Consider the following 21,860-nt stretch of genomic DNA (forward strand, 5'->3'; position numbering starts at 1 on the left):
CTGTGGCTCACAACGGTTCTCCACAGTCTTTCTTTAAAACTGTGCTGTAAAACTGTTCTCGAAAAGGGCGGAACAGTGTCTTGAAACTGGTTGCCAAGTGTATCTTACCGGTGATCGGCAAGCGTGGGAGCTTAGTGGTTCAAATATCTGCTTATTTAGGATAACGCTATGAACCGCGCTTTACCTCGAGCCACTGTCCGCAGTGCTGTTTATCTAGCCTTTGCGCTGTGCATGATTACCACAGCGGTTAATTTACAGGCTCCGCTCTACGATGCACTCGCTGCGCGCGACGGCTTGGGCGTTGGGGCGACAACGATCGCCTTTGCCTGCTACGTAGTGGGTGTCTTGCCGGTTCTGCTGGGTTTAAACGGACTGGCAGATCGAGTGGGGTGCAAGCCATTAATCATGGCCGCGCTACTGCTAAGTCTAATGGCGACTGCAACGACCTTAATAGCCCCCAGTTTGGTGGCACTAGGAGTAGCCCGCTTTCTACTGGGCATCAGCATGGGGCTGACGTCGGCAGTCGCGCCTGCTTATATGCAACTGCTCGTGAGCCGGGAGGATAACCGTGTTGCCACCAACTACGTAACGGCCAGCACCTCGCTGGGTTTTGGTCTGGGAGCCGCGGTCACTAGCCTGTTTCTCTTCCATACCACCAGCATGTCGCCCCCCAGTTTATGGATTTATATGGCTGCCGCGACGCTGGCGCTTATGGCGGTTTCTACTCTGGGGGATACCCCACCGAGTGCCAATAAACGCTCTTTGCTGCGTTTGCCAAGCTTCCCCCGGGGTACTTTCGCCTTCGGGCTAGCCATTTTACTGGCATGGGCAACAGTAGGGTTAGTGATTGCGATACTCCCTTCCGCCCTGCAGCGCCACGGTTTATCTGTCTGGAGCGGATTCGCCACGTTTGGTATTTGCAGTTGCGGTGTGCTGTTTCAGCCTTGGGCAAGAAAGTTGACACCACGCAGTGCAACGCTACTGGGGCTGGCCATTTTGCCAATGGCCTATACGCTAATCGCCTGGGGTGCTGTTCAAGGCTATCTATCGGCAGTGCTGGTGGGAACGGTTGCCGCCAGCAGCGCTTGCTACGGGTTTATCTACCTGGGTGGGTTGAGTGGCGTGTTAGCAGCGGGCGAGGCTGCTGTTTCTCAGGCCAGCGCCGGTTACTTTTTGATGGCATATATTGGTTTCAGTCTCCCGGTGATCATGACCGGATTACTCATTGATGCAGTCGGTCATGTTCTGGCGTTGTCTCTGTTTGGATTAGCCCTCTTGGGCGGTGTGATGATAACGGCGCTGTTGCTGCGCCGCTCGCTGTAGTCCGTTAAGCATTATTAGTTGGCGAGGAGGCGTGTGTATCCACCAGCAGCCCACAAGAGGGCGCTGCCCAGCGGTTGTCAGCGGTGAACACCACGTCGCACACCACGGGCGAGTAGTAGCGACGCACTTCTTCATCGATGCGCTGACGCAGCGCGTCCTGGTTCGCCAGGGTCGCTTCGGGCAGATCCTTGGGGAGTACCACGTGGACGATGACGTAGAGTAGGCGGCCGGGTCGCACCATACGCACGCGCACTTCCAGGGTATCGATATCGGCAAGGCCACGGGCAACGGCTTGGCGCACTGGTTCAGCGACGGCTTCTTCCGGAGTTTTGTTGAGCAGCTCTCTTAGCGCTTGCGATGCCATGCGCACGGGCACTCCCAGGCAGAGCACCACCACTGCAATCACCAATACGGAATCCACATAGGGCAACACCGCTCGCCAGCCGAGATGCTCAAACAGCATCACTAGGCAAAAAGCCGCCAGTACGGCTCCTGAAATCACACTATTGACCAGCCAGTTGAATTTGTCGGCGGCCACCAAGGGGCTACTGACATGGCGTTGACTACGCTGCATGACCCAGGCAGTGAGCGAGCAGGCGGCGGTCGCGAACAGCGCATAAATCACCGCAAGCCCTGCGGAAATTTCTCGCCCACCGGTAAGCAGTGCGGCCACGGCATCCACCAGTGCGAAGATCGATACCCCAAAAATCAGCAAACCTTTGCATAAATTAACCAACGACTCGAAGTAGCTGTAGCCAAAGGGGTACGACTCGCTATCTGGGCGGCTGGCAAGCTTGCTGACCTTGATGGTCACCAGCGCTACGCTAAAGTAGATAAGATTGAACAAGCCATCCAATAGGATGGCCTGGGAGTTCGAGGCCAAGGTGGCCACGATACCGGCACAGCCAATGAGCAGCGCCATGAAGGCGGAAAAGGCTAACGTACTGGATTCTGTCTTCACGAACGTATGGCTCCCATGCCTAGCGAATCAAGAGGCTGGGAAGCATAGCAACATCAAGGTGGGAAATGTCAGTGGTTTATACCACAGTAAAATAACGCCGCTTGGCGGCGGCGCTATTTACTGGTGAGTCTATTAGCCCTCAATCCATACTTCATCGCCCTTAAAACCCACGCGCCAGACGCGTAGCTGTTGGCTGTCGTCCTCCAGGCACTGCCCATCTTCCAAGCGGAAGTGCTGTTTGTAGATCGGAGAGGCCACCGCGGGGCTGCCTTTGATATCGCCGACGATGCCACGGGCAATCACATAAGCCTTCGAGAAAGGATCGAAGTGGTCCAGGGCATAGAGTTCTTGCGCGTGGCCGGGCAAATAGAACAGCGCCACTTGGGCGGGGCCTTCCGGTGTGCTCAGCCATGCGGCAACGCCGGAAAAGGCCACGAGGTCTGCTCTGGTGCAGAGCGGCTGCCAAGTGTCGTTGTGGTTCGATAGTTTGAGTGCGGTGGCGGTCATGGTCGTCCTCGATTCGGTGGTCACTGGGTTAAGCAGGGCGTAGCTGGCCGCGCTCGGAGGTCATGATGATGGAAGGGTCGGGCCGTGCATCGTTCACGAAGTTTCTAAAACGCTTGAGCTTTTCCGGGTCGCTGATGGCGTTGGCCCACTCGCACTGGTAGCTATCCACCACGTGCTGCATTTGGCGCTCCAGCTCATCGTTGATACCCAGGCTGTCTTCCAGAATCACCTCCTTCAGGTAGTCCAGGCCGCCTTCCAGGTTTTCCCGCCATACCGAGGTGCGCTGCAAGCGGTCGGCGGTGCGTACGTAGAACATCAAAAAGCGGTCGATGGTGCGGTAGAGTTGCTCGTCATCTAAATCGGTGGCGAAGAGTTCCGCATGGCGCGGGCGCATGCCGCCGTTGCCGCACACGTAGAGGTTCCAGCCGTTTTCGGTGGCGATAATGCCGATGTCTTTGCTCTGCGCTTCGGCGCACTCCCGGGTACAGCCGGAAACTCCGAACTTGATCTTGTGCGGTGCGCGCAGGCCCTTGTAACGGTTCTCTAACTGAATCGCCATGCCCACGCTGTCCTGTACGCCGTAGCGGCACCAGGTACTTCCGACGCAAGATTTCACGGTGCGCAGCGACTTGCCGTAGGCGTGGCCGGTCTCAAAGCCTGCTTCAATCAGTTCGCCCCAAATGGCCGGCAGGTCTTCCAGCCGTGCGCCGAACAGGTCGATGCGCTGGCCGCCGGTAATCTTGGTGTAGAGCTGGTATTTCTGGGCCACTTGCCCCAGCACCACCAGCTTATCCGGGGTGATTTCACCGCCGGCGATGCGCGGCACCACCGAGTAGGTGCCGTTTTTCTGCATATTGGCCATGAAGGTGTCGTTGGTATCCTGCAGCGGCACGTGGGCGGCATCGGTAATCGGTTCGTTAAAGCAGGAGGCAAGAATCGACGCCACCGCTGGTTTGCAGATATCGCAGCCGAGGCGATGCGTCTCGGCATTGCCGTGCTTCTCCATTAGCTCGCTAAATGTCTTGATGCCTTCGACACGTACGATGTCGTAAAGCCCTTGGCGGGTATGGGCGAAGTGCTCGCAGATCGATTTATCCACTTCGACGCCACGGGCTTCCAATTCGTGATCCACCACGCTTTTGAGCAGCGCCGCGCAGCCGCCGCAGCCGGTGCTGGCTTTGGTGGCGCCTTTAACGCTGCCAAGGTCAGCCGCGCCCGCGTCGATGGCACTGCAGATGCTGCCTTTCGTCACATTGTGGCAGGAGCAGATCATCGCCGTTTCCGGCAAGGCATCCGGCCCCAGCGCCGGTGCAGCACCGCTTTGTTGCGGCAGAATGAGCGATGCGGGTTCCTTAGGCAGCTCGATGCCGTTGGCGTAGTACTGCAACAGCGTGTCATACACACTGTTATCGCCCACCAGCATGGCCCCCAGCAGCTTCTTACCGTCGCTGGTGACGACCAGTTTGCGGTAGACCTGAGTGAGCGGGTCGAGGTAGCGGAACATGCGGGCGCCAGGATTTTGATTGCCGTGGGCATCGCCAATAGAGCCGACATCCACGCCCAACAGTTTTAGTTTGGTGCTCATATCGGCACCGCTAAAACAAATATCGCCCCCCGTCAGCGTGGCGACGGCCGTTTTGGCCATTTGGTAGCCAGGCGCCACGAGGCCGAAGATACTCTGATTCCACAGCGCTACTTCGCCGATGGCGAGGATGTTCGGGTCGCTGGTGCGACACTGGTCGTCGATCACCACGCCGCCGCGCTCGCCGATGCTCAAGCCGCACTCTCGGGCGAGCGTATCCTGGGGGCGAATACCGGCGGAAAAGACGATCAGGTCGGTTTCTAGCACTTTGTCGTCTTGGAAGACCATCCGCAGGCGGCTGTTGTCGCCGGGTTCAATACGCTGTGTGGCCCGCTCGGTGAGTACCTGAACGCCCAGGGCTTCGATTTTCTCTTTCAGCAGCTCGCCGCCTTCGCTATCTACCTGCATGGGCATCAGTCGTGGGGCGAACTCCACCACAGCGGTGTCCAGGTTCAGTCCGCGCAGCGCGTTGGCGGCTTCCAAACCGAGCAAGCCGCCACCCACGACCACGCCGTTGGTGGCGTTTTTGGCCGCTGCCTGAATGGCATCCAAGTCATCCAGGGTGCGGTAAACCAAGCAGCCTTCGCTGTCGTTGCCGGGAATGGGCGGCACAAAGGGAAAGGAGCCGGTGGCCAGCACGAGCTGGTCATAGGCGTAGTGGCCTTGTTCGGTCACCACCAGTTGCTGTTCGCGGTCAATCGCGGTGACCGCTTCGCCGCTGCGTAGTTGAATGCCGTGGGTGTGGTAGTAATCGGCGTCGCACAGCGCCAGTGACTCCGCATCGCGGCCGCTAAAGTACTCGGATAAGTGCACGCGATCATAGGCGCGGTGGCGCTCTTCGCCAAAAATCGTCACCTCAAACCCTGCCAGCGCGCCGCTTTCCACGAGCTGCTCGGCAAAATGGTGGCCGACCATGCCGTTGCCTACAATGATCAACTTTTGCGTGTTGGAAGACGTGGTTGGAGTAGACATTGTGTGATTCACCATAGCTAAGCCGCCTCACGGGTGAGAGATAAAGGGGATGACAGGGTGTCGAGAGGGTTGTCGAGCGCTGTTTGGACATCGGTTGCGCCAAACAGCAGCAGGTGGCGGCACGCTGTTAAGTCGGTCGCGGCCAGCGCCTGCTCGAAATACCAGGGGCCGTGGCGGGTATCGCCATACAGCACCGCGCCGATAAGGCGGCCTTGATGGAGCAGCAGGCGGCAGTAGTCGCCGGTTTCCGGGTCTTGGTAACGAAGCTCTTCGTGCTTAGCGGCGGCCTCGGTGGGGCCAAAGGCAAACAGGCTGACACCGCTGACCTTGAGTTTGGTGGCCGTGGGGGCTTCTTGATACGCCGCTGGCGTTTCACCACACAGCACGGCAGCCAGCACCTCCACCTGCCGCCAAATGGGTTCCACCAGCCCGTAAGTGTGCTGCTCGAACTGGCAGCATTCGCCCAGCGCATAAATGTGGTCGTCTGAGGTGGTGAGGTGCCCATCCACCACAATGGCGCGGTCGAACATAAGCCCGCTTTGCTGGCCTAGCTCCGCATTGGGGGTAATACCCGCCGCGACAATCACGCTGTCGGCAGCTAGCTTCCGGCCATCGCTTAGTGTGACCGACTGCACCTGCCCGTGGCCGTTACCCTCCAAGGCAGCAAGCGATGCGCCGGTTTCAATGATGATGCCACGCTCGCGCAGCGTGGCTTCCAGCAATTGGGCGGCGGTGGTGTCTAGCTGGCGGTTCATCAACCGCTCGCTGCGCTGTAAAACGCTGACGGTGAGCGCGCTACCGCCGCGTTTGCGCAGCCCTTCAGCGGCTTCCAATCCAAGTAAGCCGCCGCCAATCACCACGGCGTTGCCGCCTTGCTGAGCAATAGCTTCTAAGGCGTCGGCATCGCGCAGGTCACGAAACGTATGAACACCGTCAAGCGTGATGCCAGGCACCGCTGGCAGCGTGGGGCGCGAGCCAGTGGCCATCACTAATCGGTCATAGCTTAAGATGTCGCCGCGATGCGTGATGAGCAGGCGGCGTTCGCGGTCAATGGAGGTCACGCGGTCGCCAAGCGTCAGTGTGATGTTGTTATCGGCGTACCAGGAGGCGTCTTGCAGAGTGAGCGCCTCAGGCGCCAGTTCGCCCGCCAGTAAAGGAGAGAGCAAAATGCGGTTATAGGCAGGTACCGGCTCCTCACCCACCACTGTGATACGGCGGGGGCGCTGCGAATGTTTAACCAGCGCTTCAAGTAGTCGGTGGCAAGCCATGCCGTTACCGATAATGACGAGGTGTTCGTTCGGTGAGCACCGGGAAGCGGTTTCCATAGGTAGCTCCTGTGGTTGAAGCATAATGTTCAGCAAATAAAAAACGCCCCTGACACAGCCCTTTCAAGAAGGGAGTGTCAGGGGCGTCGTTGCCCGTTGGCGTCTTTGATAACGCACAGCAACCGCCGTTGGCTGCCGAACTGTCTTACCTTACGGTGAGCAAAAAGCCCGCCAGCTTTTGCTGCAGTTGAATTAAACGCAGTCTAATCAGGGTATTAAGCGTTTTTGAGGAGGCGGCAGGCCGCTTATGGTTAGCTAGGTTTGCCCTACTTTGGTGCTTAAGCGGCGGTTAATGCACTCTCTTCAACCGCTTATTCGACAAAGGGCATTCCTTTGGCGAGTGGTAGAAATGCAGAGTGCGTTTTTAAGTAATTGTTTACTAAATGCTTTAATGGTTTTAGCGCAGCATGGGCGCAGGGTTTGCAGTTATTCTGGTAACAAGCAACAACGGCTCAGTGCAGGGTCTTTGCCCATAACGATCACAACGACTAATTGCGTCGAATAATACCAACTGCAGCAAATCACTGATGAGTACGGCACCCGGTAAGCGGTGCCCCTGAGACAACGGCGTCCAGGCAGGCTTCTTTCGAGGCTGGCTTGGGCGCTTTTTGCTTTTTAACGCCGGAGGAAACTGCCATGCCACAGGCCAATCGGCTCGCCCGAACCACCTGCCCCTACTGCGGCGTCGGCTGCGGCGTTACCGCCACGCTGGAGAACGGGCAGCTCATCGCCGTCGAAGGAGACCGCGAGCACCCAGCCAACTATGGCCGCCTGTGCGTGAAAGGCACCGCGCTGCACGAAACGCTAGGAGAGCAGGGGCGCTTGCTGAAGCCGCGCGTGGACGGCCAGGAGGTCTCTTGGGAGCAGGCGCTCACCACCACCGCCGAACGCTTGCAGGCGCAGCGCAGCGCCCATGGCCCGCAGTCGGTGGCGGCGTATCTGTCTGGGCAACTCTTAACCGAAGATTATTACGTTGCCAACAAGCTGTTTAAAGGCTTCTTGGGGACCCCTCACCTGGATACCAACTCGCGGCTCTGCATGGCATCTGCCGTGGCGGGCTACAAGCGCGCCTTTGGAGCCGATGCGGTGCCCTGTAGCTATGAAGACCTCGAAGAGGCGGAGCTGGTAGTGCTGGTAGGGTCTAACCTTGCCTGGAATCATCCGGTGCTCTATCAGCGCTTGAAGGTAGCCAAAGAGCGCAACCCGCTGATGCGGGTCGTGGTGATTGACCCCCGAGTGACTGACACCTGTGAGATCGCTGATCTCTACCTAGGCATTCGTCCAGGCAGCGATGCTTACCTGTTTAACGGGCTGTTGGCGTGGATGGACGCCCACAATCGTTTGGATAGCGTGTACCTAGAACGCCACACCGAAGGGCTGGAAGATGCGCTGAATGCCGCTCAGCAGAATTCAGGCAGCGTAGAAGCCGTCGCCCGCGAGTGTGATGTAGACCCCGAACGTTTAGAAACCTTCTACTACTGGTTTGCCAGCCAGCTACACGTGGTCACGCTCTACTCCCAGGGGGTGAACCAATCCTCTAGCGGAACCGATAAGTGCAACGCGATTATCAACTGCCACTTGGCCGGCGGGAAAATTGGCCTGCCAGGGGCAGGGCCGTTTTCGATTACCGGCCAGCCCAACGCCATGGGCGGTCGAGAAGTGGGCGGGCTGGCCAATCAGCTAGCGGCGCATATGGATTACCACACGCCTGGCGCTCGCGAGTTAGTCAGCCGCTTTTGGGCTACTGAGCATTTAGCCCCGGCACTGCCTGACGCCCCGGGTTACAAAGCGGTAGAGCTCTTTGATGCCATCGAGCGTGGTGAGATTACCGCCCTGTGGGTGATGGCGACCAACCCAGCCGTGAGCATGCCAGATGGCGAGAAGGTGCGCCGCGCGCTGGCAAAATGCCCGCTGGTAATTGTCTCGGAGTGCGTCGCCAATACTGACCTGCTGCCCTTTGCGGATATCGTGCTGCCCGCGTCGGGTTGGTCGGAGAAGGATGGCACGGTGACCAACTCAGAGCGGCGAATTTCCCGCCAGCAGGGGATGCTGCCTCCTCCCGGAGAAGCGAAGCACGACTGGTGGATACTCTGCGAAGTGGCTAAGCGCTTAGGTTTTAGTGAGGCGTTCAGCTATACCCACCCGTGGGAGATTTTCGATGAGCACGCACGCCTCTCTGGCTATGAGAATAGCGGCGAGACCCAGCGGCTGTTCGATATCTCAGGGCTGGTAGGCCTGGGCCAAGCGGCTTATGATGCGCTCGCACCGATCCAGTGGCCCGTGACTCAGCAGGCTCCTCGCGGCACGGCAAGGCTGTTCGAAGATGGCCGGTTTGCTACGGCGAATGGCCGAGCTAAACTGCTGCCGATTACTCCGCGCCCACCGGCGCAGCCGCTGAGCGACGACTACCCGCTGCGCTTGAATACCGGTCGCGTGCGGGATCAGTGGCACACCATGACGCGTACCGCCCGTTCGCCGCGTTTGATGAACCACCGCGCCGAACCGTTCATCGAGCTGCACCCAGACGATGCTGCTCAGGCAGGCTTAACGGATCAAAGCTTGGCGACGTTGACCGCTGCCGCCGGGGAGTACCGTGGGCGGGTGCGGGTTTCCAACGCCCAGCGCCGAGGCGAAGTCTTCGTGCCGATGCACTGGACCGACTGCTTTACCAAGCAGGGTCGCAGCGGTGCACTGATTAAAGGCTATACCGATCCGCTCTCCGGGCAGCCGGAAGCCAAGCAGGGGGCGGTGGCGGTGAGTAAACTCTCCATTGCTTGGCAGGCGACGCTGCTGCTAGCCAATGAGTTGGATACGCAACCATCGCCCTGGTGTCGCAGCGACTACTGGGCGCGCATTCCGATGGCAAGCTGCACCCGTTGGCAGCTAGCGGATAGCCAGCCAGTTAAGGATTGGCTGGCACAGGTGGAAGCGTGGTGCGGCATGCCTGTCTCTTTGTGGTGTGACGACCAGGCAACGGGTAGGCTGCGCGCAGCGGGAGTAGTGAACGGGCGGCTGCGCTGGTGGTTGATGGTGGGGCCACCCGACGAACTGCCCGGGCTTGCCTGGCTTGAAGCGCGCTTCAATGACGCTACCCTGGAGACACAGCACCGTAGACGCCTGCTGGCCGGGTGCGATGATGGTACTGTCGATACGGGGCCGGTGGTGTGTAGCTGCCACCAGGTTGGCCAAGCCAGCATTGTGAAAGCGATTCATGCGGGCGATACCAGCATTGAAGCGTTAGGCGCACGACTGGCCTGCGGCACCCAGTGCGGCAGCTGCCTACCCGAACTAAAAGCGATACTTGAAGAGGAGCGGCCCCATGCGCGCGCTAAGCAAACAGCTAACACAGAAGTGGCCTGAAGCGCTGTGGCGCTTGGGTCAGCGGGCGTGGGCGCCATTTAGTCGCGATACCGCCACGCGCTTGCGCTTGCCGTTAAGCGGTGAGTGCCAGCCAGGCACCGTCTATTTGGTCGGCGCGGGCAGCGGCGATGTCGAGCTGCTGACGCTGAAAGCCGCGCGTTTGCTAATGCAGGCAGACGCAGTAGTGTATGACCGCCTTGTCGGGGACGAGGTGTTAGGGCTCATTTCTCCGGACACCGAGCGCTACTATGTTGGCAAAGCCAGCGGCCATCACAGCATGCCTCAGGCAGAAATTGGTGCGCTGATCGTCTCCCTGGCCCAGTCAGGCAAATCGGTAGTGCGCTTGAAGGGCGGCGACCCTGGCGTGTTTGGGCGCATGGGCGAAGAGTTAGCGGCTCTGGCAGAGGCCGAGCTGCCCGCAGAGATTGTGCCAGGTATTACCGCCGCCTCCGCCGCAGCGGCGGGAATGGGAATTCCGCTTACTGATCGCGGTCATGCCCAGCAGGTGCGTTTTATTACGGCTCAGCTATGCCGGGAAGGCGGTATGCCGGACTGGGCGTCGCTGGCGCGTCAAGACGAGACCCTGGTGTTCTACATGGGGCTCTCCAAAGTGGCCGCCATTTGCCATGGCCTGCGCCAAGCGGGCCTGCCCGATACGTGGCCTATCATGCTGGTGGCCAACGCCAGCCAGCCCGAGCAGCAGTCCCTGGTGGGCACGCTAGCCGATATGCCCGAACGCCTTGCCGCTCAGCCGCTGCCATCACCCTGCCTCATTATGGTGGGGAGTGTGGTGAGCATGGTGGCCCACAGCCCCGCCGCTCGACTCTCTCAAACGCAGTGCTGGCAGCAGCATTGATAGCCGAGTCGTGTTCTTTTACTAAGCGTTTTAAACGCTGGGGTTGAAGTCTTCAAAGGCTCTCCCCATATTCGTTAACACGCTATTAAACGAGGCGGTGGAGGGGAGAGTCAGGAGTGCATGACGATGTCTCTAGGCGCGATGTTGGCCAGCAGCAGTACGGTCGGCCATTCGGTATCTCATGGGGCTTATTGAAAACTACCGTGCTGGCAGGAACCGATAGCGACGCGAATGTTCATAGGAGCGGAGGCTTCCACTGCCCGGTTAAGCGTCTCTTAATAAACCAGGAGTATTCTATGAAAAAGCACAAGGTTGGCGAAAACGCGCTCAAAGCGCAGTTACGTACCCCTATGTTCAAAATGCAGCAGCAAACGCCGAAGAAAGGGAAGGGCAGCTACTCTCGTAAAGGGCGTCATGCTCAAAGAGGGCATCGCCAAGCCGCTTGAACCAGCGTTTTGGCGATGCCTTCCCCAGGCATCGCTGCAGGCAATTTGCCAGTCTGCAGACTCTCATCAGCTTGGCCGGCCACCGGGTCGGCTTTTTTATGTCAATTGGCCGCTTGCTCCACAGTAGAGATACTGCACACTTCCATACGGTAGCCTGATTGGTACACGCTGCGTAGGCGCAGCACGTGCCGACCGTCCAGCTCTAACTTGCGTCGCAAACGGCTGACTGAGTATCCGTACGCGTCGACACATCGCCTTTGATCCCCCCCCCCACACCAGCTCCAATAAGTGAGCGCGGCTTAACAACTCACCCACTTTAGCCAGTATTTTTATCCTTATTAAGAAATGAAGAGCCCTCCATAAACCAAGGCGCCGATAACAACAAAGGCGGGATGGGTGTTAAAGCGCACAAGCGCAATCGTGGCCACGATACCGATAATCAGCGTGTGGAGGAGGCCGCTTGCCGCCATACTTTCTGTGAAAAAACTGAGGGTAAGCCATGCCATCATCATGGCAATCACTGGTCGTACCCATTGGCTCATGCGTTTAACGCGCGGGGAGTCGCGGTGGCGATATAAAAGCCCCAAAGCGCCAAGCATCAGCAGGAGTGAGGGAATGACCGTCGCGGCAACAGCCACAAATGCCCCGCCAATACCGGCAACTTCATAGCCAACATAGCCCGCCATTTTGGTGGCAATCGGGCTGGGGAGCGCATTGCCGAGCGCCAGCGTTTCAGCAAAGCCCTGTGACGTCATCCAGCCATAGCGACCCACTACTTCTGCTTCAATGAGCGGAATAATGGCGGGGCCACCGCCATAACCAATAATGTTAGGAATAAAAAACGCTAAAAAGAGATCCCAATAAATCATGCGGCACCCTCCGCGCGTTTTTTACGGGATGGACGTAGGAGGGCCGCCAGCAGAATAGCCCCAATCACCCAGCCGGGATGTACGCCTAGCCAATAAATCACCGCGCCTGCGATGACCGCCATAGCGATGCTGATTAGCCAGCCAAGGGCGGCTTTGGATTTATCGAAGAAGTCCCAGGTGAGCTGAGCCATCATGACCATGACTACCGGAATGACCGCTTGTCCCATACCGCGAATCCAGCCAACGTCGCGGTAGCGGCTAAAAATTCCTAACATCACAATCATGGCCACGATCATCGGTAGGATAACGGCAATGACGGCCGCCGCGCAGCCGCTGATGCCCGCTACCCGGTAGCCAATATAGCCGGGCATCTTGGTGGCAATGGGGCCGGGTAGGGTGTTGCCAATGGCGAGCACATCGGCAAACTCTTCATCGGTTAGCCACTGGTGGCGTGTCACGACTTCCGCGCGGACCAGCGGTATCATGGCAGGGCCGCCGCCAAAGCCGAAAATGCCGACGCGAAAAAACGCCCAAAAAAGTGCTGTTTGCTTCATACGCTCATTGCCCGCAGCGGTAGCATCACAGTAAAAAGCATCGAGATTGCCTATTTATCGTTTGTAGATTAAAAAATCGATTATTCTGTCTAAAATAGAATATAGGTGAGCCAGACAAGAGGCGTCAACACCTAGTCATGGAATCTCCGTTAACTGATGCCTTGCGTAGGTATGCAAAAGGACTCCGGTATGAACAAGCCAATGCAGCTTTCCTCCACGAAAGCATCTAGCTCTATCTATGATTTACTGCGCCGCGATTTGGTGGGGGGGCGCTTTAAAGCGGGTGAGAAACTCGCCATTAATACGCTTAAGGAGCAGTACCAGGTAGGGCTGAGTCCGCTGCGTGAAGCGCTTAATAAACTGGCGGCTTACGGCCTGCTGATCCAAGAGAATCAGCGTGGGTTCAGAGTGCCTAAGCTCTCACGTGAAGAATTAGACGATATTGCGCGACTGCGCACCGAGCTTGAAGGTATGGCGCTGGAGCGAGCTATTGCTCATGGCGATGCGGTATGGGAAGCAGACCTTTTGGCGGCGGCACATCGCCTAAAGCGTGCAGACATTACACTAGATAAAGGCGAAGAGTGGGAACGCCTGCATACGCATTTTCACCGTACCCTGGTGGCACCCTGTGGTTCAGTATGGCTGTTGCGCTTTATTGAACAATTGCACGACCAGTTCGACCGCTACCGTCGTTTAGGGCCGAAAATGCCGACAATCCGACAGGAACTGGATGAACAACACCATGAGCTGGTAGAACTAGCGCTTCAGCGCGACGCGACAGCCGCAAGAGCACTAATGGACGACCATATTCACAAATCTTATGAGGTTGCCTTGGCGCGTTATCAACAGCATGCCTAGCGTATTTGCGAGGGCTTATCTGTACACTGGCGTCCAATATGTGGCGATGCCACGCCTTTTAAAGAGCCATAAGGTGCAGGTGGAACGGGTATGACGCAAGCAGCAGATCAGCAGGTAGTGGACCAAACGCTGGCATGGGTGAGCCATTTTATTGTTGGACACAACATTTGCCCCTTTGCTAAACGTGAGCTGGATAGCAATACGATTCGTGTTGAAGTCGTGCGCTCGAAAAAAGTGGATGTGGCCCTTGAGGAGTTAGTGGCGGAGCTGGAGTGGCTCAACGAGCACCCTGAAGCAGAAACTACCCTGCTGGTGTTTCCGACACTTTTTAAAAGCTTCGACCACTACTTGGATTATGTAGAGCTTGCCGAGCAACTGCTAGTTGAGTTGGGCTACGAAGGTATTTACCAGCTAGCGACGTTTCACCCTGACTACTGTTTTGCCGATGCAGAGCCAGAGGCCGCAGCGAATTACTCAAACCGCTCGCCCTATGCCATGGTGCATTTGCTGCGCGAAGCCAGCGTTGAGAGAGCCATCGCCTTTTACGGCGACACGGCCGCTATCCCTGAACGAAATATCGCTTACTTAACAGCGTTAGGCAGCAAAACCGCTGAGGCGCAGCTGCAGCGATGCTACAACCTGCCTTAATTTGCATAGGGTGCCTAAATTAATTTTTATGTTTGCAGACCATTTTTAATGCAGCGTTGGAAGACCAGCAGACTAGCAACCTGCTGGCAGTAAGAAGAAAACCCTCTTAATAGCCTTATAACGACTTATGCATAACGTAAGTATCCACATAACCAAGCGATGAGTGGCAATAAGCGTTGGGCACCGTGCCAACAATGCTAAACCCCAGACGTTGCCATAAGGCCACGGCGACTTGGTTGCTGGCCACTACGGCGTTGAACTGCATGGCTATAAAACCATGTTGGCGCGCAGCTTGCTGTGAGTGTTCGCACATGGCTCGCGCAACCCCTTTACCTCGCGCGTGCGGCGTTACCATATAGCCGCAGTTACACACGTGGCTACCAGGGCCAGCGGCATTCGCTTTTAAGTAGTAACTACCTAGCAACTGCCCCTGTTCGTCTTTCACTGCAATACTGAGCAGTGGTGTTTTGCACCACAGTGAAAAAGCGTCGTCATAAGTGATGTTAGGATCTATCGCGTAGGTTTCTTCGGCAGCTACAATGGCCTGGAACGTAGGCCAAAATAGGGCGAACTCATCCGCAGTCATTGGTGAAAATTGAAGGGTTTGCATGGGGCTTTTCTCGTTCATTAAGGCATAAGCTACGTTAGCATATTCTGATACGGCTCAGCGCAGTTGCATCGTTCCCCACCGAGTGGGCCATAAATTACAACGAGAGGGCTTGGCAATGACCATAGAGAGCGCACTGACCTACTTTTTAGCTATCTTTGTGTTTGCCGTGACGCCTGGCCCAGGAATTTTTGCGTTACTAGCTAAGGGGATGTCGGCAGGTACGCGTCCGTGTATCCCGCGGGCGCTGGGTATGACGGTGAGCGGTGTGATCTATCGATCTCACCGTGCTAAACCGGAGCGATATGTTTCTGGTGGTGGGCTTAACGCTGGTTGGGTTGATGATGGGCTTAATGCTGGTAGCATCGTTTGCTTCCTCTGCGCGGCGCTTTTTTCAATCGGCGCGCGTTCAGAAAGGCACCAACCGTACCGCAGGCTCGCTGATGGTAGCGGCAGGTGCTTTTCTCGTTGCGAAAGGGTGAGTAGAGCGGCTTAACGTGCGGCTTGGGCAACAATCTCATAGCTACGCAGCCGATCAGCGTGGCTATAAAAGTCGCTATTAATCATCAGTTCGTTAGCGCCGGTACGTGCTTGAAACTCTTCTAATTGCGCTTTTACTGTTTCCGGGCCGCCAATAATAGCAGCCCCCAAAAACTGCTCTACTTGAGCGCGCTCCATGGGGGACCAGTCTAACGTGTCGACGGGGGGCAGTGACTGGGTCGGTTTACCACGAATCAAGTTTAAGAATTTTTGCTGAGCAGTGGTGGCCAAGTAGTGCGCCATCTCGTCACTTTCCGCCGCCATGACAGGCAGGCCCACCATCGCATAAGGTGCCTCTAAATGCTTAGATGGCCGGAAATTATCCCGGTATAGGCGCAATGCTTCAAAGAGATAGCCCGGCGCAAACTGCGCAGCAAAGGCGAAGGGTAGGCCGAGCTTTGCCGCGAGCTGTGCGCTGTAACCGCTGGAGCCCAGTAGCCAGATGGGGACATGGGTGCCTTGGCCTGGAACGGCTTTAACGGTTTGGTGAGGGTCCGCATCGTCTAAATAACGGCGCAGCTCTTCAAGTCGCTCTGGAAAATCATCAACTCCTGCATGGGCGTGGCGGCGCATAGCCCGCATGGTGGCACCATCTGAGCCAGGTGCGCGGCCCAGGCCAAGGTCAATTCGCCCTGGGTAGAGGGTTTCCAGCGTGCCAAACTGCTCGGCAATCACTAACGGTGGGTGGTTAGGCAGCATAATACCCCCGCTACCCACGCGAATAGTGGACGTCTGGCCTGCTACGTGGCCAATCAGTACGGCGGTGGCCGCACTGGCAATGCCAGCAATGTTGTGGTGTTCAGCTAACCAGTAGCGCTGGTAGCCCAAAGACTCTGTGTGTTGGGCTAAAGAGACGCTATCACGAAACGTTTCAGCAGCGCTGCCGCCTTGGCGGATGGGCGCTAGGTCAAGAACAGAGAGTACGGTTGAGGCAAGTTGGCTCATAAGTCACCTAATAAACATGCATGGTCGGCGGGCCAAGTTGTTAGCACGCTTCATAATGCTATGTGTATGCGGGCAGCAACGAGCAAAAACAAGGTGTCAAGCGAGCAGAGTTACTCTCGGGGCGGTGTGGGTCGCACTAGGATTTCATTAACGTCAACATGGGGTGGTTGCGACAGAGCATAGATCACCGCATTGGCGATATCGCGGTCTGCTAGCGCGTACTTGGGTGGTTCATCAAAGAAGGGAGTATCGACCATGCCAGGCTCAATCAGTGTCACCCGCATGCCGGTGCCGCGTAACTCCTCGCGCAGATTATAACCAATACCCGTTACTGCCCACTTAGTGGCGCTATACATGGAGCCTGGGATGGTGGTGCGGCCTGCGGCAGAGCCGGTTAAAAGAATATGACCCTGGCGGCGTTTTAGCTCTGGCAAGCAGGCTTGCAGCGTAAGGCCAACGCCGTAGATATTGGTGAGAATCATCTCCCGCCAAGCAACATGATCGGCGCTGCTAAACCCACCCGGTGAGCCACCGCGACCTGCATTGGCGAATACTGCATCAATGTGGCCGAAGGTTTCAATCGCCTGTTCCACCATAGCTTGCTGCTGGCTTAAGTCGGTGACATCAACTTCGCAGGTGAGTACGTTCTCTGGACCAAGCTCTTGAGCAAGCGATGTCAGCTTATCGGCTGAACGAGCGGCAAGTACCAACTGGTAGCCTTCACGAGCCGCTGCACGAGCGGTGGCCGCACCAATGCCGCTGGAAGCGCCGGTAATTAACAGTACGCGGTCATGCATCGCTTACTCTCCTTGCTCATTAAACTGGGTGAGCTTTCAGCATGGCTAAAACCTAATCAGGTTGCAAATCGGGCTCAGCGCTGCTGTTTTTACTCTTTACGTTGCAGCATGGCAGAGAGGTCAAGAATCGACTGTGCCATATCCGCCATGCTTTTGCTTTGGTCCATTGAGGTTTTTCGCAGAAAGCGGTAGGCCTCCTCTTCACTCATGGACTGGTGCGCCATGATTAATCCTTTTGCCCGCTCGATTAGCTTGCGTTCACGGAGAGCCTTGCGGGTATTCTCCAGCTCGTCGCTTAGCCCCTGTAAGCGGCTGGATTGAGCATGAGTGAGCTCCAGTAGTGAGCGGCTAAGCGGAGAGTTGAGGGCGTTGGCGGTTAGGTCTCCAAGCGGCTGAGTAGAGTGAAGGGCTAGTAACTGTTCACAGGGCGCAGGCAGCGGTCTGTCAGGCTTCGCCTTCGTCTGCTCTAGCTCTGCTTGAGCCTGGACAATTTTATGATGGCAAAGGGCCGTTAATTGGGTATTCAGGGTGTCTTCAACCGTTTTAATCGTATCAATACGCAGGGTGGTGAGCTCGTACCAGGTTTCACCTAATGTATTGCCTGATGCCGTTTGGTGGTGAGAGCGCTGGCAAGCAATATCTCGCAACTGACAAATGTCCGCCAGTGTTCTAGGAGAGAGGGATTGTTGCCAAGTCCCCAGAGCCTCTGGGGTGGCAAATTCTACAAAGGTGTCAAAGCAGCGCTGTTGGGCGTCAACCAACTGGTTCAGCAGCGTACGGTGGGCATTGTCGAAATGACCAAGAGTAAAACCAAAGGCGCCGCAGGCGCGCTCTTGCCCCGCCAGCTCTTTACCCTGCATAAGATGAAAAATAGCGACCAGGGCACGGGTAATGTCTGGGTCGACCGCTGTGTCGGCCGCTTCAAAAACAATCGCTAAGAGATTGCTAATGAGATGGTTAAACGCTTGAGTTGCTGCATCTGGCGATATGTTGAAGGTCTCAATTGCATGCCGTAATACATCTAGTTCATCCAGTGACAGCCAGACGGCAGCAATGCGGCGTAATAAGCGCGCTGTCGCCTGTGGCCGTGATTCCTGGCTAAGCGCTTCGAGACGCTGACGCATCGAGGCTTCCGCCGCTTGACTATGCTGCAGGTAAGTGGCTCGTCGAGTTTTAAAACGCTTGCCTTTTGAGGCTAAGTAAATCGTCGAGGCTCCTCGCTCGCGTTGAAGCACATGAATAAACTGGCTGACATCGCTGACAATATCTGCTGTGGTTGCTAGGTGGTTAAGGTTATCAATGTCGCAGCGCAGGGCGGTTAAGAGTAGCTGTTGGGCAGAAGACATGTTGATTTCCTTATTACTCGCCGCCTAAAGGTAAAAAGCCCCCACAGCGATGCGCATGCAGGGGCGGTGTTAATTAATATTAACGCAGTGACAGTGCGCCTGCTCCTGTGTCTTTGCCTACCGCATCACGATAGGCGCTGGCTTCTTCTGCTTCGGTGGCATCACTAAAGCGAACGACCAGTACGCAGGAGGCAAGTACCAATACGGTTAAGCCGAGGTAAAAGAGGCCTTGCTGGTAGCTGAGGCTTTCGCTACGGAATAGAAACGCTGCCGATACAGCGCCCACGTTACCGCCTGCACCGACAATACCGGCCACTGCGCCTAAGGCTTTTTTATTGATAAAGGGCACCACACCAAAGGTGGCGCCTTCCGCCATCTGCACGAACAGGCTAAATACCAGCATGATGCCAATCGCCAAGCTGAGTACATGCATTTGCGAGAAGGCGACGAGAGCGATGCCTTCGCATAGTAGTGCGATAAAGAGCCAGCGGACGCGTCCTTTTAGCCCACCCTGTTTAGCGAATAGGTCGGAAAAAACGCCGCCAAGAGTACGAGCAAAAATGTTCATTAAGCCGAACAGGCCTGCGATTAAGCCGGCGGTTGCCAGGGTAAGATCGAATTTATCGAAGAAGTAGATTGCCGCGATATTGTTGATGGTCAGCTCGACCCCAAAACAGAGTCCGTACACCACAAACAGCGCCCAAACGCGGATATCCTTTGCCGCCGCTAAAAAGCTCTGGGCTGCGCCATGCTCTCCGGTGGCTGGCGGTAGTTCACCGCGGGCGCGCAGCTCGCTGAAGTTGCCGTCTGGGGCATCTTGAGTGAACAGCCAGTAAGCGATACCGGTAAAAAATAGCACTACGCCAGGCACGACCATGGCCAGACGCCAGCCGAGCGCCTCATTAACGCCTAGCATCAGCATGCCCGCAAAAATCAACGGCATAACAATTTGTGTGGTGCCGCCGCCTAGGTTGCCCCAACCTGCGCTCGTGGCATTAGCGGTGCCAACCACATTGGGCGCAAACATCATGGTGGTGTGGTACTGGGTAATCACAAACGAAGCGCCGATAGCGCCAATCGCTAGGCGGGCCAGCAAAAACGTTTCAAAACTGTTAGCCAGACCAATGCCCATAACCGGAATGGACCCGAGCATCAGTAGGCCTGTGTAGGTTTTACGTGGCCCAATACGATCACACAGCACGCCAATCAACAGGCGCACCACCACGGTGATCGCCACCGAGGCAATAATGGTATTGCCGATTTGGGTTTGGGTGAGTGATAGATCCTCGCGAACCACCGCCATTAGCGGCGCAATGCCGAACCAGCCGAAAAAGCAGATATGAAATGCGAACCAGGAGAGGTGAAACGCGCGCATTTGCGGTGTTGAGAAGTTCAACAGTCGAATGCGGTTGGCTTTATTGCGAATGTCCATGGATGGCCTCACAGAGCATAGAACGAGTTTGCCGAGACACAACGCATCAGGCGTTGCGTGGTTACGAGAACATGCCTTCGCCATTGAAGGTCAGGTTCGACGCACTCGTACCCTTGCGGGCCTGGTCCACGCCTACTACTACTGCATAGCAATAAGCAAATACTCCGCCATCTGTCTTTTTAAATATTTAAATCAGTTGCTTACTGTTTTTTCAAAGCAGTGCTAAGGGAAATAAAATCACTAGATTAATCAAGTGAGCGCACTCCTCATGAGCAGAGTGCGCCAAGTTGGGGCAGTGCTGGATGGCTGAAGGGAGTTATTCGTGCAGATATACTGCATCAATATCCAGGGTTGAGCGTTGGCCGATGGCATCAAAGTTAGCCGTGATCCAGTTGTCGGCGGCTTCTCTCCCTTGGTCAAACAGGTGGCATAAAAATGGCCATTCAGAGTTGAGTTTGCTTGAAACCGATAAGCTATCGAGTGCCTGATCGCCACTAATGCGGTGAAAAAGCGACTGCTGGTAGCAGTTTTCAATACCCTGCTCTTCAAGGGTGCGTTTCAACAGCGCGATCATGCGCACTTCTTTAATCAGCGCGGCATTAAAGGTGATTTCGTTAAGGCGGTTCATAATGGCCGAAGCGGAGGTGGGTAGTTCATCACGGCGAATCGGGTTGATCTGTACCAACAGAATATCCCTTGCGCTGCACTCTTCCATTAAGGGGAAGAGGGCTGGGTTGCCCATGTAGCCGCCGTCCCAATATGCTTCGCCGTCGATTTCCACAGCCTGGAACATAAAGGGCAGACAAGCCGATGCCATGACCGCATCGACGCTCATCTCTTCTCGACGAAACACACGCTGTTTGCCGGTGCGCACGTTAGTAGCTGCCACAAAGAGCTTTAGCTGGTCGCACTGGCGTACCCGCTCAAAGTCGATGTGGGCCGCCACAATATCGCGCAATGGATTCAAATTGAGCGGGTTGAGTTGGTAGGGCGACACCAGGCGAGTCATCAAGTCCATGGCGATATAGCCGGGGGAGTGCTCCAAACTCCAATTGCCGGTTAGTACATCCATCGGCGAGCGGCGGATAGGGCTTGCCATGCCCGCGCGGCTTACCGCCTTCCAAAAATCCCTGAGAGATTGCCGGGCGGCCTGTTTACCACCACGGGTAAGGGCATCTGCCATGACTACGCCATTCATAGCGCCTGCGCTGGTGCCACTAATGCCCTCAATCTCAATACGGTCATCTTCCAGAAGTCGATCAATAACTCCCCAGGTATAAGCACCATGGGCCCCACCGCCTTGTAGCGCGAGATCTAGCTTCTTTGCAGCTGCCATCGTCATCCTTACCGTCTGCGTTATGAGTGCCATGCTCAGCATGGCATAAATAACGCATTACGGAAGGAGTGTTATACGGGGAGCAATTTAAGGCGCATCAGCAAGCGGTGAAGGATGACTTGCTGACATCGGTATCTCATAAACAGCCTGCTCCATAAGCTGATCAAGTTGCTTAGCAAGTGCTACGCTTGCTTCCTCCATCAGTGCTAGGGAGGCCAGTTGACCCGTATGATCTCCTTGTCTTGCATAGCGCAAAGCGTCCAAGCCGCTTTCATGGAAGCGGCGGTGAGGAGCCGCCAGCGAGCGATACGCCTCGGTATGTTTATAGCGCTGCCCCTCGCCCGTAAAGTACCAGCGGCCTAGCGTACAGTGCTGATGATCCACCATGTGGTCCTCGAAATAGGCGGAAAGTAGCTGGTGGTAGATCCGACTTTTCCAAACGGCGTGCTCTAGCTGAGTTAAGCTCAGTTCTTGTGTATGGAGGGCAGTAGAGAGGGTGGCGTATCCTGTTGATTGATCTCGCCAGATCACAACCAACATAGGACGGATACGCCATGAGCAATTCTACTCTCCAAGCCGTGACGCAGCCAGACACC

The 21,860-nt window shown here is 56.3% G+C and carries 20 protein-coding genes; 7 read left to right on the top strand and 13 right to left on the bottom strand.

Going from position 1 to position 21,860, the window contains the following annotated elements; translation table 11 throughout:
• Positions 1–168: 168 nt before the first annotated feature.
• On the top strand, positions 169–1,323 hold the full coding sequence (locus tag AC13CY_RS16835) for an MFS transporter (RefSeq protein ID WP_044628970.1): 1,155 nt from the start codon (positions 169–171) through the stop codon (positions 1,321–1,323).
• Positions 1,324–1,327: 4 nt separating this feature from the next.
• On the opposite strand, the gene AC13CY_RS16840 is transcribed toward AC13CY_RS16835, so the two are convergent.
• The 4 genes from AC13CY_RS16840 to AC13CY_RS16855 form a co-directional block, all read right to left on the bottom strand.
• Positions 1,328–2,284, bottom strand: coding sequence for a cation diffusion facilitator family transporter (locus tag AC13CY_RS16840; protein ID WP_054641359.1), 957 nt, complete (start codon positions 2,282–2,284; stop codon positions 1,328–1,330).
• A 132-nt stretch (positions 2,285–2,416) separates the two neighbouring features.
• Positions 2,417–2,791, bottom strand: a complete 375-nt coding sequence (gene nirD / locus AC13CY_RS16845) for a nitrite reductase small subunit NirD (RefSeq protein ID WP_044628971.1) — start codon at positions 2,789–2,791, stop codon at positions 2,417–2,419.
• Positions 2,792–2,819: 28 nt separating this feature from the next.
• Complete coding sequence (nirB, locus tag AC13CY_RS16850; protein WP_483052824.1) at positions 2,820–5,345, bottom strand: nitrite reductase large subunit NirB; 2,526 nt, start codon at positions 5,343–5,345, stop codon at positions 2,820–2,822.
• A 17-nt stretch (positions 5,346–5,362) separates the two neighbouring features.
• Positions 5,363–6,670 (bottom strand): NAD(P)/FAD-dependent oxidoreductase, encoded by a 1,308-nt coding sequence (locus AC13CY_RS16855; protein ID WP_483052825.1) that lies wholly within the window; start codon positions 6,668–6,670, stop codon positions 5,363–5,365.
• Positions 6,671–7,306: 636 nt separating this feature from the next.
• Here AC13CY_RS16855 and AC13CY_RS16860 point away from each other — a divergent pair.
• The 3 genes from AC13CY_RS16860 to arfA all read left to right on the top strand — a co-directional run bounded on the left by AC13CY_RS16860 (position 7,307) and on the right by arfA (position 11,332).
• Positions 7,307–10,030, top strand: coding sequence for a nitrate reductase (locus tag AC13CY_RS16860; RefSeq protein WP_483052826.1), 2,724 nt, complete (start codon positions 7,307–7,309; stop codon positions 10,028–10,030).
• A complete protein-coding gene (cobA, locus tag AC13CY_RS16865; RefSeq protein WP_054641361.1) occupies positions 9,990–10,886 on the top strand; it encodes a uroporphyrinogen-III C-methyltransferase in 897 nt (298 codons plus the stop codon). Before AC13CY_RS16860 ends, cobA begins: the two co-directional genes overlap by 41 nt.
• A 296-nt stretch (positions 10,887–11,182) precedes the next feature.
• Positions 11,183–11,332 (top strand): alternative ribosome rescue factor ArfA, encoded by a 150-nt coding sequence (arfA, locus tag AC13CY_RS16870; protein WP_074210948.1) that lies wholly within the window; start codon positions 11,183–11,185, stop codon positions 11,330–11,332.
• A gap of 338 nt (positions 11,333–11,670) precedes the next feature.
• Here arfA and AC13CY_RS16875 read toward each other — a convergent pair whose 3' ends face one another.
• Both AC13CY_RS16875 and AC13CY_RS16880 read right to left on the bottom strand, forming a co-directional pair.
• Complete coding sequence (locus AC13CY_RS16875; RefSeq protein WP_044628975.1) at positions 11,671–12,201, bottom strand: chromate transporter; 531 nt, start codon at positions 12,199–12,201, stop codon at positions 11,671–11,673.
• Positions 12,198–12,755 carry a chromate transporter gene (locus tag AC13CY_RS16880; RefSeq protein ID WP_044628976.1) on the bottom strand — a complete coding sequence of 186 codons (558 nt, stop codon included), beginning with the start codon at positions 12,753–12,755 and terminating at the stop codon, positions 12,198–12,200. Before AC13CY_RS16880 ends, AC13CY_RS16875 begins: the two co-directional genes overlap by 4 nt.
• 189 nt (positions 12,756–12,944) lie before the next feature.
• On the opposite strand from AC13CY_RS16880, the gene AC13CY_RS16885 reads away from it, so the two are divergent.
• Positions 12,945–13,613: a GntR family transcriptional regulator gene (locus AC13CY_RS16885; protein WP_089676102.1), complete on the top strand. Its 669-nt coding sequence runs from the start codon at positions 12,945–12,947 to the stop codon at positions 13,611–13,613.
• A 90-nt stretch (positions 13,614–13,703) separates the two neighbouring features.
• Positions 13,704–14,261: a DUF1415 domain-containing protein gene (locus AC13CY_RS16890; protein ID WP_137094239.1), complete on the top strand. Its 558-nt coding sequence runs from the start codon at positions 13,704–13,706 to the stop codon at positions 14,259–14,261.
• A gap of 115 nt (positions 14,262–14,376) precedes the next feature.
• On the opposite strand, the gene AC13CY_RS16895 is transcribed toward AC13CY_RS16890, so the two are convergent.
• On the bottom strand, positions 14,377–14,871 hold the full coding sequence (locus tag AC13CY_RS16895) for a GNAT family N-acetyltransferase (RefSeq protein ID WP_054641363.1): 495 nt from the start codon (positions 14,869–14,871) through the stop codon (positions 14,377–14,379).
• Between the two features lie 302 nt (positions 14,872–15,173).
• Between AC13CY_RS16895 and AC13CY_RS16900 the strand changes: the two genes are divergently transcribed.
• Positions 15,174–15,350 (top strand): hypothetical protein, encoded by a 177-nt coding sequence (locus AC13CY_RS16900; RefSeq protein WP_286701322.1) that lies wholly within the window; start codon positions 15,174–15,176, stop codon positions 15,348–15,350.
• Positions 15,351–15,360: 10 nt separating this feature from the next.
• Here AC13CY_RS16900 and AC13CY_RS16905 read toward each other — a convergent pair whose 3' ends face one another.
• The 6 genes from AC13CY_RS16905 to AC13CY_RS16930 form a co-directional block, all read right to left on the bottom strand.
• Complete coding sequence (locus tag AC13CY_RS16905) at positions 15,361–16,353, bottom strand: LLM class flavin-dependent oxidoreductase (protein WP_213262317.1); 993 nt, start codon at positions 16,351–16,353, stop codon at positions 15,361–15,363.
• A gap of 110 nt (positions 16,354–16,463) precedes the next feature.
• On the bottom strand, positions 16,464–17,150 hold the full coding sequence (locus tag AC13CY_RS16910) for an SDR family oxidoreductase (RefSeq protein WP_054641365.1): 687 nt from the start codon (positions 17,148–17,150) through the stop codon (positions 16,464–16,466).
• An 89-nt stretch (positions 17,151–17,239) separates the two neighbouring features.
• Entirely contained in the window at positions 17,240–18,496 is a 1,257-nt protein-coding gene (locus tag AC13CY_RS16915; RefSeq protein WP_062361438.1) for a nitrate regulatory protein, read from the bottom strand.
• 79 nt (positions 18,497–18,575) lie between these two features.
• A complete protein-coding gene (locus AC13CY_RS16920) occupies positions 18,576–19,928 on the bottom strand; it encodes a NarK family nitrate/nitrite MFS transporter (protein ID WP_286701321.1) in 1,353 nt (450 codons plus the stop codon).
• A 316-nt stretch (positions 19,929–20,244) separates the two neighbouring features.
• Entirely contained in the window at positions 20,245–21,264 is a 1,020-nt protein-coding gene (locus AC13CY_RS16925) for a patatin-like phospholipase family protein (RefSeq protein WP_044628984.1), read from the bottom strand.
• An 87-nt stretch (positions 21,265–21,351) separates the two neighbouring features.
• Entirely contained in the window at positions 21,352–21,804 is a 453-nt protein-coding gene (locus AC13CY_RS16930) for a CZB domain-containing protein (RefSeq protein ID WP_483052827.1), read from the bottom strand.
• Between the last annotated feature and the right edge of the window lie 56 nt (positions 21,805–21,860).

It is taken from the genome of Vreelandella sp. L-15 (assembly GCF_056857635.1).

What these genes read in the sequence shown, in the direction of transcription:
- AC13CY_RS16890 (WP_137094239.1), top strand. Translation starts at nt 13,704, where the DNA reads ATGACGCAAGCAGCAGATCAGCAGGTAGTGGACCAAACGCTGGCATGG.
- cobA (WP_054641361.1), top strand. Translation starts at nt 9,990, where the DNA reads ATGCGCGCGCTAAGCAAACAGCTAACACAGAAGTGGCCTGAAGCGCTG.
- arfA (WP_074210948.1), top strand. Translation starts at nt 11,183, where the DNA reads ATGAAAAAGCACAAGGTTGGCGAAAACGCGCTCAAAGCGCAGTTACGT.
- nirD (WP_044628971.1), bottom strand. Translation starts at nt 2,791, where the DNA reads ATGACCGCCACCGCACTCAAACTATCGAACCACAACGACACTTGGCAG.
- AC13CY_RS16900 (WP_286701322.1), top strand. Translation starts at nt 15,174, where the DNA reads ATGTTTCTGGTGGTGGGCTTAACGCTGGTTGGGTTGATGATGGGCTTA.
- AC13CY_RS16835 (WP_044628970.1), top strand. Translation starts at nt 169, where the DNA reads ATGAACCGCGCTTTACCTCGAGCCACTGTCCGCAGTGCTGTTTATCTA.
- AC13CY_RS16910 (WP_054641365.1), bottom strand. Translation starts at nt 17,150, where the DNA reads ATGCATGACCGCGTACTGTTAATTACCGGCGCTTCCAGCGGCATTGGT.
- AC13CY_RS16905 (WP_213262317.1), bottom strand. Translation starts at nt 16,353, where the DNA reads ATGAGCCAACTTGCCTCAACCGTACTCTCTGTTCTTGACCTAGCGCCC.
- AC13CY_RS16860 (WP_483052826.1), top strand. Translation starts at nt 7,307, where the DNA reads ATGCCACAGGCCAATCGGCTCGCCCGAACCACCTGCCCCTACTGCGGC.
- AC13CY_RS16915 (WP_062361438.1), bottom strand. Translation starts at nt 18,496, where the DNA reads ATGTCTTCTGCCCAACAGCTACTCTTAACCGCCCTGCGCTGCGACATT.
- AC13CY_RS16925 (WP_044628984.1), bottom strand. Translation starts at nt 21,264, where the DNA reads ATGGCAGCTGCAAAGAAGCTAGATCTCGCGCTACAAGGCGGTGGGGCC.
- AC13CY_RS16930 (WP_483052827.1), bottom strand. Translation starts at nt 21,804, where the DNA reads ATGTTGGTTGTGATCTGGCGAGATCAATCAACAGGATACGCCACCCTC.
- AC13CY_RS16895 (WP_054641363.1), bottom strand. Translation starts at nt 14,871, where the DNA reads ATGCAAACCCTTCAATTTTCACCAATGACTGCGGATGAGTTCGCCCTA.
- AC13CY_RS16885 (WP_089676102.1), top strand. Translation starts at nt 12,945, where the DNA reads ATGAACAAGCCAATGCAGCTTTCCTCCACGAAAGCATCTAGCTCTATC.
- AC13CY_RS16880 (WP_044628976.1), bottom strand. Translation starts at nt 12,755, where the DNA reads ATGAAGCAAACAGCACTTTTTTGGGCGTTTTTTCGCGTCGGCATTTTC.
- AC13CY_RS16875 (WP_044628975.1), bottom strand. Translation starts at nt 12,201, where the DNA reads ATGATTTATTGGGATCTCTTTTTAGCGTTTTTTATTCCTAACATTATT.
- AC13CY_RS16920 (WP_286701321.1), bottom strand. Translation starts at nt 19,928, where the DNA reads ATGGACATTCGCAATAAAGCCAACCGCATTCGACTGTTGAACTTCTCA.
- AC13CY_RS16855 (WP_483052825.1), bottom strand. Translation starts at nt 6,670, where the DNA reads ATGGAAACCGCTTCCCGGTGCTCACCGAACGAACACCTCGTCATTATC.
- nirB (WP_483052824.1), bottom strand. Translation starts at nt 5,345, where the DNA reads ATGTCTACTCCAACCACGTCTTCCAACACGCAAAAGTTGATCATTGTA.